Consider the following 15,604-nt stretch of genomic DNA (forward strand, 5'->3'; position numbering starts at 1 on the left):
CCGGTCAGCGTCGCCGGTCAGCGGCCGCCGGTCAGGCCAGCTCGAAGTCGCCGAGCGGGTCCGACGCGAGCAGGTGCACGAGCCAGCGCGCCACGCTGGCGTTCGACTCCCCGACACCGGCGAAGCACGGGAAGACCCGCCGCCAGGTCGTCGCCCGCGAGATCGGCGCGATCCGCATCGCAAGGTCGGCCGCGCGCTCCAGTTCGGCCAGGCGGTACCCGTCCCCAAGCCACGGCTCGAGGTAGGCGGCCCGCAGGCGGCCGAGATCGGCCGCGCCGAAATGCGCCCTCGCCGCGCGCAAGACCACCAGCAGGGTGCTGAAGGGATGGCCGACCGACGCATCGCCCCAATCGAACAACAGCCCCCTGTCGCCGGACCCGAACACATTGTTCGGATGCAGGTCGTTGTGGTCGAGCGAAGCCGCGATGCCGAACGCCTCAAGCTGCGCGCAACGCTCGCGCAGCTCGGGCAGAAAGCCGCGCAACGCCTCGAATCGGCCCTCGCCGACCGCCGCCCGCAGCGCTTCGCCCGCAAGCAGCGTCTCCAGCCGCCCGGGCAGCGTCGTCGGCCGCAGATCCGGCACGCAGAGCGCGAGCAGTTCGTCGGTACGCGCCGAAAGGTCCCGTTGAAGGCGCGCGTACCGCTGGAGCACCGGGATCAGATGCGCCGGATCCGGGTCGCGATCGAGCAGCTCGTGCAGGCGCGATCCGGCATCGAAGGCCAGCATCCACGCACGCTCGGTATCGACCGCGAGCACCGGCGGCACCATCCCCGGCGCCCACTGCCCGAGCGCGGCGATGAGTCCCGGCTCGAAGGCCGAGCCCGGCGGATTGGCCTTGAACCACACGGTTCCCTGCGCGCCGACCGGCACCCGGGCCACCACCGACCACATGCGTCCCCGCAGCGCCGGCACGCTGGAGCGCCGCAGTCCCGCAGCCGCCAGCCGCGCGTCGATCCACGCCACCGCCTCGGCCAGCCACTGCGGATCACGCCACGGCGGCACTCCCGCACCCGGCTCGACCGGCGTGAGATCGACCATATCCATGACCGGGGAAGGGGTTTCGGCACGCGCTGACACGGCGTCATCCTCGCAGCTCACGACCGCGCCGTCGAAGGCATTACCCGGGCGTGCGCAGAAAACCGCGGGCTAGCGCCGCCGCCGCTCGGGTCGGCTCCGGCGAGCGATAGCGCCGTGGCGCACCCACAATGGCAGCATGACGGAACGCGACGAGCTCGAAAACGCCACCGAGGCCCGTACCGCAGCCGACGGCGCTCCACACGCTGCCACCACACCCGCCCCCGAACCCGACACCGACGTGATCCCCGCGGTCGCGGCGGACACTGTTGCAGCGAACACTGTTGTAGCGAACACCGACCCGCAACGTCCCGCCGGCGTCTGGTACGAGATCAAAGACGCCGTCAGGCCGCGTTCCGCCATCCTCGTCATCGCGACCCTGTGCCTCGGCGTCGGCTTCATCCTTTCCTATGTCGGTGCCCTGCATCACCCGACAGCCAAGAACCTGCCGTTCGACGTCGTCGCGCCGGCCACGGTTCAGGGCCAAGCCGTCGCCGGCATTGCCAGCCTGCCCGGCAAGCCGCTCACCCCGCGACTGATCGCCGACGAGCAGACCGCCCGCTCGCGCGTCGCCGACCGCACCAGCACCGGCGCGCTGATCATCGACCCGACCAGCAACACCGACACCCTCTACGTCGCCTCCGCCGCGAGCCCATCCATCTCCAACGCGGTGACCAGGATCATCCAGAGCGCCGAAGCACAACAGCAGCGCACCGTCACCGTCCGCGACGTTGTGCCAGTGGCGGCCGCGGACAACGGCGGCCTTTCCTCCTTCTATATGGCCGTCGGCTGGACCGTCACCGGCTATCTGATCGCCTCGATCCTCGGTGTCAGCGCCGGAACACGCCCCGCGACGCCCACTCGGGCCGTCGTGCGCCTCATCGCCCTCGCCCTGAGCGCCTGCGTGGCCGGCGGCGTCGGCGCCTGGCTCGTGCAGCACGAACTCGGCGCGCTGCCCGGCAGCTTCTGGCACCTGGCCGTCGTCGGGGCGCTCGTCGTATTCGGCGCGGGCGCGGTCACCATGGCCTTGCAGGTCGCCCTCGGCGTACTCGGCATCGGCGTCGCCGTGCTGCTGTTCGTGATCCTCGGCAACCCGTCGGCCGGCGGGGCCTACGCCCGCGCGCTCATCCCGCCGTTCTGGCGCGCGATCGGCGCGTTCTTCCCGCCGGGAGCGGGCACCGACGCCACCCGCTCGGTCGCCTACTTCGGCGGCGCGAACACCGCCGAACCACTGTTCATCCTCGGCGCATACTGCGTCATCGGCCTGCTCGCCACGCTGGGCCTCGCCTCAGTCCTGCGTCCGAAGCCCGCGACGACGCCAGCGACCGCTCAGTAGCGCAGCGGCACGCACGCGCACCGCGCGTCAGGCGTCCGGTTCGGCCCCCATGGTCTCCGCGACGCCTGACGCCTCGTCCGCCTCCTCGACTTCCTCTCGCGGAATCCCCAGCAGGAAAAGGATCGTGTCGAGGAAGGGGACGTTCACGGCCGTGTCTGCCGCCTCACGCACCAACGGTTTGGCATTGAACGCGACACCGAGACCGGCCGCCGCCAGCATGTCCAGATCGTTCGCCCCGTCGCCGATCGCCACGGTCTCCGACAGCGGCACCCCGGCCGTCGCGGCGAACCGGCGCAGCGCCGCCGCCTTACCCGGCCGGTCGACTACGTCACCCACCACGCGGCCGGTCAGCCGGCCCTCCGCGACTTCCAGCGTGTTGGCCGCCGCGAAGTCCAGCCCGAGCTGGCCGACAAGCGTGTCGGTGATCTGAGTGAAGCCACCGGAGACAATCCCGACCTGGTAACCGAGCCGCTTGAGCGTACGCACCAATGTCTTAGCGCCCGGCGTGTAGCGCACCTCCGCGCGCACCTTATCGAACACTGTCTCGGGCAGGCCTTCCAGCAGCGCCACCCGAGCGCGCAGGGACGCGGTGAAGTCCAGCTCGCCGCGCATCGCGGCCGCGGTCACCCGCTCGACCTGCTCCAGGCAGCCCGCGTGCCGGGCCAGCAGCTCGATCACCTCGTCCTGGATCAGCGTCGAGTCGACGTCCATCACCACCAGGTGCTTGGCCCGCCGCGCCAGCCCCGAGCGCTGCACCGCGATGTCCACCCCGGCCCCGGCGGCAGCCGTCGTCAAAACGCCGCGCAGCTGCGCCGGATCCACGCCCGACACGTCCAGCTCGATCGCGGTGACCGGGTACTTCGCCAGGCGCACGATCCGGTCGATGTTGCCCTGCGCCTCGGCGATCCGCCCGGCCACCATCCCCATCGCCCCGGCGGTCAGCGGCGACCCGAGCACGGTCACCCGGCTGCGCCCGGCCCGGCGCCTGCGGTTGTCGCCGCGCCCCTCGGTGATCTCCACGTCGAGCTTCCACGCCGCCGCCCACCGGTGCAGCATGATCCGGAACTCGGTCTGGTCCCGCGGGGCCGTCACCAGCACACCGAGGACCAGCCGACCGCGCAGCACTATCTGCTCGACGTCCGCGACCTGCGCGGCGTACCCGGTGCGCGCCTCGAACTCGGTGATCTGTTCGAACAGCGCGGCGGTCACCCCGGGCCGGTCCGCCCCGAACACCGTGACCAGCAGCGTCGGCGCGTCGTCCGAGAGGCCCAGAGGGCGCCCGTCCGGCGCCCCGACGATCTCCGATTGCATGGCCCCACGCTACCGGCCCGTCATCCGCACCCTATAGGTTTGGCCACATGACGGACGTGCTCGACCTGGTCGACGTCTCCCTGGTGCGGGACGGGAAGAAGCTGCTGAGCGGGATCACCTGGCGGGTCGCCGAGGGCGAACGCTGGGTAGTGGTCGGGCCGAACGGGGCCGGCAAGACCACCCTGCTGCAGATCGCCGCCGGGAACCTGCACCCGAGCAGCGGCACCGCCACCATCCTCGGCGACACCCTCGGCAAAGTCGACGTCTTCGAGCTGCGCCCCCGCATCGGCCTGACCTCCGCCGCCGTCGACCAGCGCCTCGGGCGCACCGCCAAGGTCCGCGACACCGTGCTGACCGCAAGCTACGGGCAGCTGGGCCGGTGGCGCGAGAAATACGACGAGGTCGACACCAGCCGCGCCGACGACCTGCTGGCGTGGTGGGGCATGGAGGGCTTCGCCGACCGCACCTACGGCACGCTGTCCTCCGGCGAGCGCAAGCGGGTCCTGATCGCCAGGGCCCTGATGACCGACCCCGAGCTGCTGCTGCTCGACGAGCCGGCCGCCGGGCTCGACCTGGCCGGCCGCGAGGACCTGGTGCGCCGCCTGGCCAACCACGCCGCCGACCCGAACTCCCCGGTGACGATCCTGGTCACCCACCACGTCGAGGAGATCCCGCCCGGCTTCACGCACGTGCTGATGCTGCGGCAGGGCGGCGTCGTGGCGGCCGGCCCGGTGCCGCTGACCCTCACCGCCGAGAACCTTTCCGCCTGCTTCAACATCCCGCTGGCCGTGGAGAGCAGCGGGGGCAGGTACTACGCGCGCGGGCTGTGACCGCCGCCCGCGCCGTGGGCAGCGGCTTGGCCCGGCCCGCCGAATCAGCAGACTGAGCTAAGCGGCCGTCTCAGGGCGCTGCAAGCGCTGAAAAACCAGCTACGGACTGCGCAAAGTCGATCGCCGTCAGTACCATGGTCGGCATGGGCTGGGTGTGGTGGATGGTCACAGCCGTCTTACTGCTGTTGGCCGAGAGTGCGACAGCGACCCTCGCCTGTGTCATGGCGGCCGCGGCCGCTGCGGTGGCCGCCGTGCTGGCGGCGCTGGGCCTGCCGCTGGCCGGGCAGATCCCGGTTTTCATGGGCGTCAGCGTCGGCCTCATCGTCTTTTTGCGCCCGGCCGTGATGCGCCATCAGTCGCGTCCGGGACTGCGCACCGGAGTGGCCGCGCTGGTCGGCAGCGACGCCCTGGTCACCAGCCGCGTCGACGCGCACGCCGGCCGGATCAGGCTCAGCGGCCAGATCTGGACCGCCCGCGCCTACGATCCCGAGGCCGTCTTCGAGCCCGGAGCCGTCGTGCACGTCCTGGAGATCGACGGTGCGACCGCGCTGGTCATATGAACTCATCCAGGCTTGCCGGGGCGCACCGTACCCCCAGCGCGCGACGCAGCCGACGCCCGCGCCCCAAGCGGTCATCTTTTCGGCCCGGCGCGTTAGGGCTGACGGGCTGAAACTTTGGGCATAATCGCAGTATCGTGTGGGCTCGTCAGTACTTTAACTTTTGCAGCTCACCGCATCGTCATATCGCGGCACGGCAGTGGGGTCGAAACGACTGAGGGCCGTCGCCAAATCCAGGGGAGGCAGGGATGAGCGTGGTCACCGCGATTCTCGTGGTGCTGATCGTGGTGCTGTCCGTCACCTACTTCCTCTACCGGTCCGTGCAGATCGTCCCGCAGGCCAGCGCCCAGGTCGTCGAGCGCTTCGGCCGCTACCGGCGGACCCTGGAGCCCGGGCTGCGCTTCCTGGTCCCGGTGGCGGACACCATCCGGGCCACCGTGGACATGCGCGAGCAGGTCGTGCCCTTCCCGCCGCAGGAGGTCATCACCGAGGACAACCTGCTGGTCTACATCGACTGGGTGGTCTACTACCAGGTCACCGACCCACGCCGGGCCACCTACGAGATCCAGAACTACGTGCAGGCCATCGAGTACCTGGTCTCCACGACGCTGCGCAACATCGTCGGCGGCATGGACCTGGAGCGCACCCTCACCAGCCGCGACGAGGTCAACACCGAGCTGCGCGACGCCTTGGACCAGGCCACCGGGCCCTGGGGCATCCGGGTCAACCGCGTCGAGCTGCGCACCATCCAGCCCAACCGCGACATCACCGAGGCCATGGAGAAGCAGGTGCGCGCCGAACGCGAACGGCGCGCGACCGTGCTGCAGGCCGAGGGTGTCAAGCAGGCCGAGATCCTGCGCGCCGAGGGCGACCGGCAGTCGATGATCCTCAAGGCCGAGGGCGAGGCCAAGGCCGCGGAACTGCGCGCCGGCGGCGAGGCCCAGGCGATCAAGAAGGTCTTCGAGGCCATCCACGAGGGCGACGCCGACTCCAAGCTGCTCAGCTACCAGTACCTGCAGATGCTGCCGAAGCTCGCCGAGGGCGAGGCGAACAAGGTCTGGATCGTGCCGAGCGAGCTGGGCAAGGCGGTCGAGGGCATCGGCGGCGCGTTCAGCAAGATCCAGATGCCGGCCAACGGCGAACCCGGCCCCGGCTCCGGCAACGCCGGGGGCAGCGGGGGAGAGGGCGGCGACCCGGCCCGCCCGACCGGTCCGCGCCCCTCGGCCGCTCCGGCGGCGCAAGCGGCAGGCAGCGGCGGCCCGGCCCGCGAGCCGTCCGACCGTCCGGCGCACACGCCACGGCCCCGCCGTCTGTCACCGGCCGACGTGCTTTACGGCGCCGAGGACGAATAGGCGACGAGCGTCCACCGACTTCGTACGACGCGGTAAGCCGGGACGTGTGTCTAGGGACACACGCGGTAAGGGGCACGTCTCGGCCGACCGCTAGACGCACCCCGGTACGCTGATCGCGTGACGCATGGGATTGGCGAGGCGGCCGCGCTGCTCGGCGCCGGGCTGGCGGCCGGGACGATCAACACCGTCGTCGGCTCCGGCACGCTGATCACCTTCCCGACCCTGCTCGCGTTCGGCTACTCGCCGGTGCTGGCCAACGTCACCAACACCGTGGGCCTGGTGCCCGGCGTGATCAGCGGAGTGCACGGCTATCGCAGGGAACTGCGAGGGCAGCGCGCCAGGCTGCTGCTGCTCGGCAGCGCCTCCCTGCTCGGCGGCGTCACGGGCGCGATCCTGCTGCTCACCCTGCCGGCCGGGGCCTTCAAAGCGATCGTCCCCGCGCTGATTCTGATCGCGCTCGCGCTCGTGATCGCGCAGCCGGCGCTCGCCGGGTGGGTCGCCCGCCGCCAGGCCGCCCGAGGCGGTCGGGGCGAGGCCGGGCGCGCGAACGCCGCCGGCGGCCCGGTGCTCTGGACACTGGTCTTCGGCACCGGCGTCTACGGCGGCTACTTCGGCGCGGCGCAGGGCGTGATCCTCATCGGCCTGCTCGGCATCGCGTTCACCGACACCCTCCAGCGCCTCAACGCCGCGAAAAACGTGCTGGCCGCGCTGGTCAACGGGGTCGCGGCGGTCATCTTCATCGCCTCCACGCACATCGCCTGGGGCGCCGCAGGGCTGATCGCCGCGGGCTCCATCCTCGGCGGGCAGCTCGGCGCGCGCATCGGCCGCAAGCTCCCGCCGACGGCGCTGCGCGTCGTGATCGTCTGCGTCGGGATCGTCGCGCTCGTCAAGCTGCTCGCCTGACGCGGCGCGGGGCTGCCGGCGCCCTCGCACGCCGACAGCCCCGCAGCCGGGATCGAGCCGGGCCCTGCGGCTCGAGCCGTGCGACTTAGCCGAACATCCCGGGCTGGTAGTCGCCGGCCGGCTGCTGAACGATGACGTTCATCCGGTTGTAGGTGTTGATCAGGGCGATCACCGCGACCAGAGCCGAGAGCTGCTCCTCGTCGTAGTGCTTGGCCGCGTTCGCCCACACCTCGTCCGGCACGCCGCCGGCCGCGTCCGCGATGCGGGTGCCCTGCTCGGCCAGCTCCAGCGCGGCCCGCTCGGCCTCGGTGAAGACCTTCGCCTCGCGCCAGGCCGCCACCATGTTCAGCCGCAGCGGGTCCTCGCCGGCCGCGATCGCGTCCTTGTAGTGCATGTCGGTGCAGAACCCGCAGCCGTTGATCTGGCTGGCCCGCAGCTTCACCAGTTCCTGCGTGGCCATCGGCAGCGACGAGTCCGAGAGCACCTTCCCGACCGAGTTCAGGTACTTGATGACCTTGCCGAGCAGCGGGTTGTTCTGGGTGTTCAGACGGGCTTCCATGAGGAGCTCCTTAGCCGTTCCCGTTGGTTACACACCCTTGACGGAACGACTCGGCGGAACGTGACAGCGAGAAATGTGACGTAGGTCTCGCAGCGCGCAGACCCGTCGGCGACCTAGATCCGCGCGGTCCAGTACACGTCCGTCACGTACGGGATCTCGATCCGGTCGCCGCGGCTTTCCTCGTGCCGGTCGAGCACCGCCTCCAGCTCGTGGCGCACCTGCGCGCGGCTGTGTGCGTCCAGGGTGCTGATGACGCTGGAGGTGAGCGCCTGCCCGAGCACGCCCTCACGGTCCGTCACATAGGGATTCGGCACATGCTGCGCGGCCAGCGGCGACCAGCCCGGCAGGTCGTCGAAGAACCGGCGCCACCGGCCGTCCCGGTGTCCCGGAACCGCCTCGGTGCGCCACTGCCGGTAGATCTTCGAGTACTCGGCCACCCACGGCACTGTCTCGTCCAGCGTGTTCCACACCAGCCCGAGCCGCCCGTGCCGGTGCGTGATCCGCTCCACCTCGGCCAGCGCCGCCTTCGGATCGAACCAGTGCCAGGCCTGCGCCGCCACCACGGCGTCCATCGAGCCGTCCGGAAGGCCGGTCGCCTCAGCCAGCCCGTCCACCACCTCGACCTGGGGCAGCAGCTCGGCCAACCGGTCCCGCATCGCCGCCACCGGCTCCAGCGCGACCACCCGCGCCCCGGTCAGCGCCAGCAGCCGGGTGAACTTCCCGGTGCCCGCGCCCACCTCGGCGACGCACCGGCCGGCGCGCAGGTCGAGAGCGTCGGCGAGCACGGCCAGGGACCGCGTCGGATACGAAGGGCGGACGCGCTCATAGTCCGCGGCGGCGCGCTGATAGCCGAGTTCTGCGGCGTGGTGGATAGCCACAGTGCGAACCTAACACCAACGATCATGCTTTGACCGTATTGGCTGGTGACCAGGTGGCGACCGAAAGGTGACGATCGGATAACGACACCGGGGCGATAGGCTGGCGCTCCGCCGCGCGGCGGCCCGGTGACCCGGTCCACGGCACCGGATCGGCGCCGCGACGGCCCGGGGTCCATCGCCGAGCGCATCAGGCCCCTGATCCGAGCGGCACTCGACGCATCGACGCGAAAGGCAGCGCCCGCACAGTGTCCGTGGAACGCCCCCCGACGATCCTGCTGGTCTCCACCGCCGACACCGATCTGCTCGCCGCCCGCGCCGCGAGCGCGGCGCAGCCAGCCGCGCAGCCCCGTGCCGATTACCGCGTGGCCAACCCGGCGCGAGTCGCCACGGCCGAACTTCCGGCCCTGCTCGACGGGGTGCGCATCGCGATCGTGCGGCTGCTCGGCGGAGCCCGCGTCTGGGAGGACGGGCTCGCCGCTCTCGCGCGGGCGGGCATCCCGGCCATCGCGCTCGGCGGCGAAGCCACCCCCGACGCCGACCTCATGGCGCTCTCCTCGGTGCCGCTTTCGGTGGCGACTGCGGCGTCGGGATACCTCCTGGCCGGAGGACCGGAAAACCTGGCCCGGCTTTCGGAATACCTTGACGCCGCAGTCCTGCGCGACGAGCCGGGCGGCGAATTCGAGCCCCCGCAGCCGACGCCGCTTTTCGGCATTCACACCGACGCCGGCGACCGCCCACGCGCCGTGGATCCCGATCGGCCGACCGTCGGCGTGATCTACTACCGCGCGCACGAACTGTCCGGCAACACCGGGTTCGTCGACACGCTCTGCGACGCCCTCGAGGCCGCGGGCGCCAACGCGCGCCCCGTCTTCTGCGCGTCGCTTCGCTCGCTCGGCGACCAGGACGACACGGGCCTGACCGATCTGCTGCGCGGCTGCGACGCGCTCATCGTGACGGTGCTCGCGGCCGGTGGCGCGGTCGCGGCCGACGCCTCGGCGGGCGGTGACGAGGACGCGTGGGACGTCGGCGCCCTCGCGCGGCTCGACGTGCCGGTCATCCAAGGACTCTGCCTTACCTCGACCCGTGAGGCATGGCAGGACTCGAACGCCGCGCTCTCGCCGATGGACGCCGCCATGCAGGTCGCCATCCCCGAGTTCGACGGCCGCCTGATCACCGTCCCGTTCTCGTTCAAGACCGTGCTGAAGGAGGGGGGCGACGCGGACGGCATCGCGGTCTACGTCGCGGACCCTGAGCGTGCTGCCCGCGTCGCCGGCATCGCCGCCCGGCACGCCGCGCTGTCACGCAAAGCCAACAGCGAGAAGCGAATCGGCGTTCTGCTTTCCTCCTATCCGACCAAGCACGCGCGCATCGGCAACGCTGTGGGCCTGGACACTCCGGCGTCCGCCGTGCGCCTGTTCGCGGCCATGCGCGAGGCCGGATACGCGGTCGGGGACTTCCCCGAGGACGGCGACACCCTCATCCACTCGCTGATCGCCGCCGGCGGGCACGATGTGGAATGGCTCACAGCCGAGCAGCTGGCCGCCGCGACCGCGCGCGTGCCGCTGGCTGACTACGAACGCTGGTTCACCGGCCTGCCCACCGACCTGCGCGAGGCGATCCGCGAGCACTGGGGCGAGCCGCCCGGTTCGCTGTACGTCGACGACTCCGATCCGGACGCGCCGCAGATCGTGCTCGCCAGCCTCACGTTCGACAACCTCGTCCTGCTGATCCAGCCGCCGCGCGGCTTCGGCGAGAACCCGATCGCGATCTACCATGACCCGGACCTGCCGCCCAGCCACCACTATCTGGCCGCCTACCGCTGGCTCGCCGCGCCCGTATCAGAGGGCGGATTCGGCGCCGACGCGCTCGTGCACCTGGGCAAGCACGGCACGCTGGAATGGCTGCCCGGCAAGGGCCTCGGCTTGTCAGAGTCCTGCGCCCCCGACGCCGTGCTTGGCGACCTGCCGCTGGTGTACCCGTTCATCGTGAACGACCCCGGGGAGGGCACGCAGGCCAAGCGGCGAGCGCACGCCACCGTCGTGGACCATCTGATCCCGCCGATGGCCCGCGCCGACGCGTACGGCGACCTCGCGCGGCTCGAACAGCTCCTCGACGAGTACGCCACGGTCCAGGCCCTCGACCCGGCAAAGGCTCCGGTCGTGCGCGCGCAGATCTGGGAACTGGTCACGGCGGCGCAGCTGCACCACGACCTGCATCAGGACTCGATGCCGGGCGAGGACGACTTCGACGACTTCGTACTGCACATCGACGGCTACCTGTGCGAGATCAAGGACGTGCAGATCCGCGACGGCCTGCACATCCTCGGCCGCGCCCCGGAGGGCGAGGAGCTGGTCAACGACGTGCTCGCGATCGTCCGCGCCCGCCAGATCTTCGGCGGCGCGGCGGGGTTCGAGGGCCGTGGGGGAGCGCTGCCCGGACTGCGGCGCGCCCTCGCCGAGGCGCGCGGCCTGCCGCAGGACGCTGAGACCGACCCGGCGCACGTGGACCAGCTGGAGGGTGAGGCCAGGGCGCTGATCGAGGCGTTGGCGGCGGCGGAATGGGACGTCGACGCGCTGCTCGCCACTATTAACAGGCCTGCAGGAAGTGGGCCCGAGCACGGTCAGCGCGAACGCGGTGGGCAAGAGCGCGATGGGCACCGAAGCGGCGGGCGCGAAGAAAACGAGCCCGAGCACGGCGAGCGTGGCGGCACTGGCCATGACGGCGTTGGGCGCGAACGCGGTGCGCATGACGGCACCGGGCATGATGGCGGCGAGCCTGAGGGCGACGGCCCCTGGGCGGACATTGCCGCCTCCATCACGCCGGACGTCGCCGCGGTGCTGCGTTTCGCCGCCCGCGAAGTCGTCCCGCGGCTGCGCCGCACCACCGACGAGATCGGCAACGTCCTGCGCGCGCTCGACGGCCGCTACATCCCGGCCGGGCCCTCGGGCTCGCCGACCCGCGGCCTGGTCAGCGTGCTGCCGACCGGCCGCAACTTCTACTCCGTGGACCCGAAGGCGATCCCGTCGCGCAACGCCCACGACGTCGGCCGCGCCCTCGCCGAGTCCCTGCTCGCGCGCCACCTCGCCGACACCGGCGCCTACCCCCGCTCGGTCGGCATCACGGTCTGGGGCACCAGCGCGATGCGGACGCAGGGCGACGACATCGCGGAAATCCTCGCGCTGCTCGGCGTCGAGCCGGTCTGGGACGACGCCTCCCGCCGGGTCACCGGGTTCGAGGTCGTTCCCGCCGAGCGGCTCGGCCGGCCGCGCATCGACGTGACCGTCCGCATCTCAGGGTTCTTCCGCGACGCGTTCCCGCACGTGGTCGCCCTCGTGGACGACGCGATCCAGGCCGTCGCGCAGCTCGACGAACCGGCCGAGGTCAACTACGTCAAAGCGCACGCCGACGCGGACCAGGCCGCACACGGTGACCGGCGGCGCGCGACGACGCGCATCTTCGGCTCAAAGCCGGGCGCGTACGGCGCGGGCCTGCTCCCGCTCATCGACGCCCGCAACTGGAGCAGCGACGCCGACCTGGCCGAGGTTTTCGCGGTCTGGGGCGGCTACGCCTACGGCCGCGGCCTCGACGGCCGCGAGGCCCGCGCCGACATGGACGCCGCGTTCCGCCGCATCGAGGCCGCCGCGAAGAACCAGGACACCCGCGAACACGACATCGTCGACTCCGACGACTACTTCCAGTACCACGGCGGCATGGTCGCCTACGTCCGCGCGCTGACCGGCTCCTCCCCGGCGGCGTACGTCGGCGACTCGGCCGTTCCCGACACCGTGAAGACGCGCACCCTCGCCGAGGAGACCCACCGCGTCTTCCGCTCGCGCGTGGTCAACCCCAAGTGGATCGCCGCGATGCAGCGCCACGGCTACAAGGGGGCCTTCGAGCTTGCGGCGACCGTGGACTACCTGTTCGGCTACGACGCGACCGCTGGCGTCGTCGACGACTGGATGTACGAGAAGCTCGCCGCCGCCTACGTCTTCGACGAGACCAACGCCGACTTCATGCGCCGCTCGAACCCCTGGGCGCTGCGCGGCGTCGCCGAGCGTCTGCTGGAGGCGGCCGACCGGAAGCTGTGGTCGACGCCCGATCCGGACACGCTCGACCGCCTCCGCGAGGTCTATCTCGACCTGGAAGGCGACCTCGAGGGCGAGTAGCCGGCCGCGGCCCTTCCCGCGCCGGGCGTGGCCGCGACAACGGCCGCTCATCGTCCGGCTATGCTCTAGGCGACGGTCACGGAGGAATCCGGTGCCGATCCACCCGAGCGGGCTCCTGCCTGCTCGCGGTGGGTCCAGTCCGGAGCGGTCCCGCCACTGTGAGCGCAGCGTCACCCGGTCAGCCGCCGGGCGTGCCGCGTGAGTCAGGAACTCCCAGCCGTCCGCTGATTATTTCTGCTCGATCGGGCGTGGGCTCCCGAGAGAAGGAAGGCACTTCTGTGGCCGTTGCCGCGCAGGCCGCGGCGGACGCTGCGCATACCGCGTCCGCGAGCGCCGGGCAGTCCGCATCCGCGAAAGCGGCCGATCCGCACTTCCCGTTCTCGGCCGTGCTCGGCCAGGACGACCTGCGGCTCGCGCTGATCCTCAACGCGATCCACCCGGGCGTCGGCGGCGTCCTGGCGCGCGGGGAGAAGGGCACCGCGAAATCCACGCTCGTGCGCGCGCTGGCCGCCGTGCTTCCGTCGGTGTCCGTCGTCCCGGGCTGCCGCTTCGCCTGCGATCCGGCCGCGCCCGATCCCGGCTGCCCCGACGGTCCGCATCCAGCTGACGCGCCTTCGCCGGCTGAGTCGCGACGGGCCCGCCTGGTCGAACTGCCGGTCGGCGCGTCGGAGGACCGGCTGACGGGCTCACTCGACCTCGAACGCGCGCTCGGCCAGGGCGTCGCCGCGTTCCAGCCCGGACTGCTCGCCGCCGCGCACCGCGGGATGCTCTACGTCGACGAGGTCAACCTGCTGCCGGACCACCTCGTGGACGTGCTGCTGGACGCGGCCGCGATGGGCGTCGCGCACGTCGAGCGTGACGGGGTGTCGGTGCGGCACGCGGCCCGGTTCATCCTGGTCGGCACGATGAATCCTGAGGAAGGCGAGCTGCGGCCGCAGCTGCTCGACCGGTTCGGCCTCACCGTCGAGGTCGCCGCGAGCCGGGAGCCCAAGCAACGCGCCGAGGTGGTGCGCCGCAGGCTGGCGTACGAGGCCGATCCGGCCGGATTCGCGGACGCGTGGGCCGCGGCGGACCAGGAGGTCGGCGAGCGGATCGCTGCGGCGCGCGAGGTGCTTGGCTCGGTCGTGCTGCCGGACGCGGAATTGGAGCGCATCGCGCGGGTCTGTGCCGCGTTCGAGGTGGACGGAATGCGCGCCGACTTGGTGACGGCGCGCGCGGCTGTGGCGCTCGCGGCCTGGCGCGGCCTGCCGGAGGTGACTGCGGCGGAGGTGCGCGACGCGGCGCGCCTCGCGTTGCCGCACCGGCGCCGGCGCAACCCGTTCGACGCGCCGGGCCTGGACGAGGACAAGCTCGACGAAGCGCTGCGGGACACGGATGGCGACGAGCCGCCGCCGGACGCTGGCCCTGACGGGCCGGGCGGCGAGGACCGTCCCGGTGAACTGGACAAAATTAACAGGCCCACCGGAAATGGGGACGCGGATCGGGAGGCGAATCGGGACGCGGAGCGGGACGGGACCGAGGCGGAGGATCGGAGGGAGGGCGGTCGCGAGAGCGACGGCAGCCAGAGCGACAGCGGCAAGGACGCCAGCGGCAACGGCGACGAGGACCACTCGAGCCAGCGCGAGCAGAGCGGGGAGTCGTCAGCGGAAACGGCGACTGGCGATCGGTCAGCTGCGGCTTCCGCACTCCGCCCCGCGCTTGAGCAGGCGGCAGTCGCGCCGGCCGATCCCTACCGCACGAAGCTGTACGCGGTCCCCGGCGTAGGTGAGGGTGTGCCGGGGCGCCGGTCAGCGGGCCGCTCGACGGGACGAGGCCGCACCGTCGGAGCCGAGCCTCCGCGCCGTCTCGTCTCCTCGCTTCACTTGCCCGCCACCGTCCGCGCCGCCGCCGCGCACCAGGCTGAGCGCGGCCGAGCCTCCGGTCCGCTGCTGCTGCGCGGCGAGGATCTGCGCACGCCGATCAGGCGCGACCGCGAGGGCAACCTCGTGCTTTTCATCGTTGACGCGTCCGGCTCCATGGCCGCTCGGGCCCGCATGGCCGCCGTGAAGGGCGCCGTGCTCTCCCTCCTGCTCGACGCGTACCAGCGCCGCGACAAGGTCGGCATGGTCACCTTCCGCGGCAGCGGCGCCGAAGTCGCGCTGCCGCCGACCACGTCCGTCGAGGCCGCGGCCGCGCGGCTGCGCGCGTTGCCGACCGGTGGCCGCACGCCGCTGGCCGCCGGGTTGCTCGCCGCCGCCGAGGTCGTCCGCCGCGAGCGGCTGCGTGATGCGCGTCGTCGACCGCTGCTCGTTGTGGTCACAGACGGACGAGCGACGAGTCCAGGCACGGGCACCGTGCCGGGATCGAGCAGCCGCAGTGATTCGCGCGGAGCGCAGGCCGAGGTTCGGCGGATCGCCTCGCACCTGGCCGCGTCCGGTATCGCGTCGATCGTCGTCGACTGCGAAGCCGGGCCGATCCGGCTCGGCCTCGCCGCGCGGCTGGCGGCGCAACTCGGCGGAGAGCACGTCCCGATGGCCGACCTCGCCGCCGGGCAGCCGGACGCGCTCGCCGCGACCGTGCGGGCGAGCCTCGACCCGCTGAAACAGCACCTCGCGCTACCGATGACCTCCCGCGACGTCGAGCGAAAGGCGGCCTGAC

11 protein-coding genes are annotated in these 15,604 nt (G+C 71.9%); 7 read left to right on the top strand and 4 right to left on the bottom strand.

The features are described from left to right. Window positions 1-31: 31 nt before the first annotated feature. Window positions 32-913, bottom strand: coding sequence for a phosphotransferase (locus VFA06_RS24545; protein WP_324843073.1), 882 nt, complete (start codon window positions 911-913; stop codon window positions 32-34). 301 nt (window positions 914-1,214) lie between these two features. On the opposite strand from VFA06_RS24545, the gene VFA06_RS24550 reads away from it, so the two are divergent. Continuing rightward, the gene (locus VFA06_RS24550; RefSeq protein WP_324843074.1) at window positions 1,215-2,411 is read left to right on the top strand and encodes a hypothetical protein; all 1,197 of its coding nucleotides are present in this window, start codon (window positions 1,215-1,217) and stop codon (window positions 2,409-2,411) included. Between the two features lie 27 nt (window positions 2,412-2,438). On the opposite strand, the gene serB is transcribed toward VFA06_RS24550, so the two are convergent. Beyond that, window positions 2,439-3,722: a phosphoserine phosphatase SerB gene (gene serB, locus VFA06_RS24555; RefSeq protein WP_324843075.1), complete on the bottom strand. Its 1,284-nt coding sequence runs from the start codon at window positions 3,720-3,722 to the stop codon at window positions 2,439-2,441. A gap of 47 nt (window positions 3,723-3,769) precedes the next feature. On the opposite strand from serB, the gene VFA06_RS24560 reads away from it, so the two are divergent. The 4 genes from VFA06_RS24560 to VFA06_RS24575 all read left to right on the top strand — a co-directional run bounded on the left by VFA06_RS24560 (window position 3,770) and on the right by VFA06_RS24575 (window position 7,364). Further along, window positions 3,770-4,552, top strand: a complete 783-nt coding sequence (locus tag VFA06_RS24560) for an ABC transporter ATP-binding protein (protein ID WP_324843076.1) — start codon at window positions 3,770-3,772, stop codon at window positions 4,550-4,552. A 143-nt stretch (window positions 4,553-4,695) separates the two neighbouring features. Continuing rightward, a complete protein-coding gene (locus VFA06_RS24565) occupies window positions 4,696-5,112 on the top strand; it encodes an NfeD family protein (protein ID WP_324843077.1) in 417 nt (138 codons plus the stop codon). A 245-nt stretch (window positions 5,113-5,357) separates the two neighbouring features. Then, entirely contained in the window at window positions 5,358-6,461 is a 1,104-nt protein-coding gene (locus VFA06_RS24570) for an SPFH domain-containing protein (protein ID WP_324843079.1), read from the top strand. Window positions 6,462-6,578: 117 nt separating this feature from the next. Beyond that, complete coding sequence (locus VFA06_RS24575; protein WP_324843080.1) at window positions 6,579-7,364, top strand: sulfite exporter TauE/SafE family protein; 786 nt, start codon at window positions 6,579-6,581, stop codon at window positions 7,362-7,364. An 85-nt stretch (window positions 7,365-7,449) separates the two neighbouring features. On the opposite strand, the gene VFA06_RS24580 is transcribed toward VFA06_RS24575, so the two are convergent. Continuing rightward, window positions 7,450-7,923, bottom strand: a complete 474-nt coding sequence (locus tag VFA06_RS24580; RefSeq protein WP_324843081.1) for a carboxymuconolactone decarboxylase family protein — start codon at window positions 7,921-7,923, stop codon at window positions 7,450-7,452. Window positions 7,924-8,036: 113 nt separating this feature from the next. Continuing rightward, complete coding sequence (locus VFA06_RS24585; RefSeq protein ID WP_324843082.1) at window positions 8,037-8,801, bottom strand: class I SAM-dependent methyltransferase; 765 nt, start codon at window positions 8,799-8,801, stop codon at window positions 8,037-8,039. Between the two features lie 251 nt (window positions 8,802-9,052). On the opposite strand from VFA06_RS24585, the gene cobN reads away from it, so the two are divergent. Then, window positions 9,053-12,967 (top strand): cobaltochelatase subunit CobN, encoded by a 3,915-nt coding sequence (gene cobN, locus VFA06_RS24590; protein WP_324843083.1) that lies wholly within the window; start codon window positions 9,053-9,055, stop codon window positions 12,965-12,967. A gap of 386 nt (window positions 12,968-13,353) precedes the next feature. Next, window positions 13,354-15,603: a VWA domain-containing protein gene (locus VFA06_RS24595; RefSeq protein ID WP_349260339.1), complete on the top strand. Its 2,250-nt coding sequence runs from the start codon at window positions 13,354-13,356 to the stop codon at window positions 15,601-15,603. The last annotated feature ends 1 nt before the right edge of the window (window position 15,604 follow it).

The sequence above is a fragment of the Actinocrinis sp. genome, assembly GCF_035653575.1.
In the GTDB taxonomy this organism is placed as follows: domain Bacteria; phylum Actinomycetota; class Actinomycetes; order Streptomycetales; family Catenulisporaceae; genus Actinocrinis.

Excerpts from the sequence above, each read along its gene's own strand:
- VFA06_RS24560 (WP_324843076.1), top strand. The coding sequence starts at position 3,770 with ATGACGGACGTGCTCGACCTGGTCGACGTCTCCCTGGTGCGGGACGGG.
- VFA06_RS24550 (WP_324843074.1), top strand. The coding sequence starts at position 1,215 with ATGACGGAACGCGACGAGCTCGAAAACGCCACCGAGGCCCGTACCGCA.
- serB (WP_324843075.1), bottom strand. The coding sequence starts at position 3,722 with ATGCAATCGGAGATCGTCGGGGCGCCGGACGGGCGCCCTCTGGGCCTC.
- VFA06_RS24570 (WP_324843079.1), top strand. The coding sequence starts at position 5,358 with ATGAGCGTGGTCACCGCGATTCTCGTGGTGCTGATCGTGGTGCTGTCC.
- VFA06_RS24580 (WP_324843081.1), bottom strand. The coding sequence starts at position 7,923 with ATGGAAGCCCGTCTGAACACCCAGAACAACCCGCTGCTCGGCAAGGTC.
- VFA06_RS24565 (WP_324843077.1), top strand. The coding sequence starts at position 4,696 with ATGGGCTGGGTGTGGTGGATGGTCACAGCCGTCTTACTGCTGTTGGCC.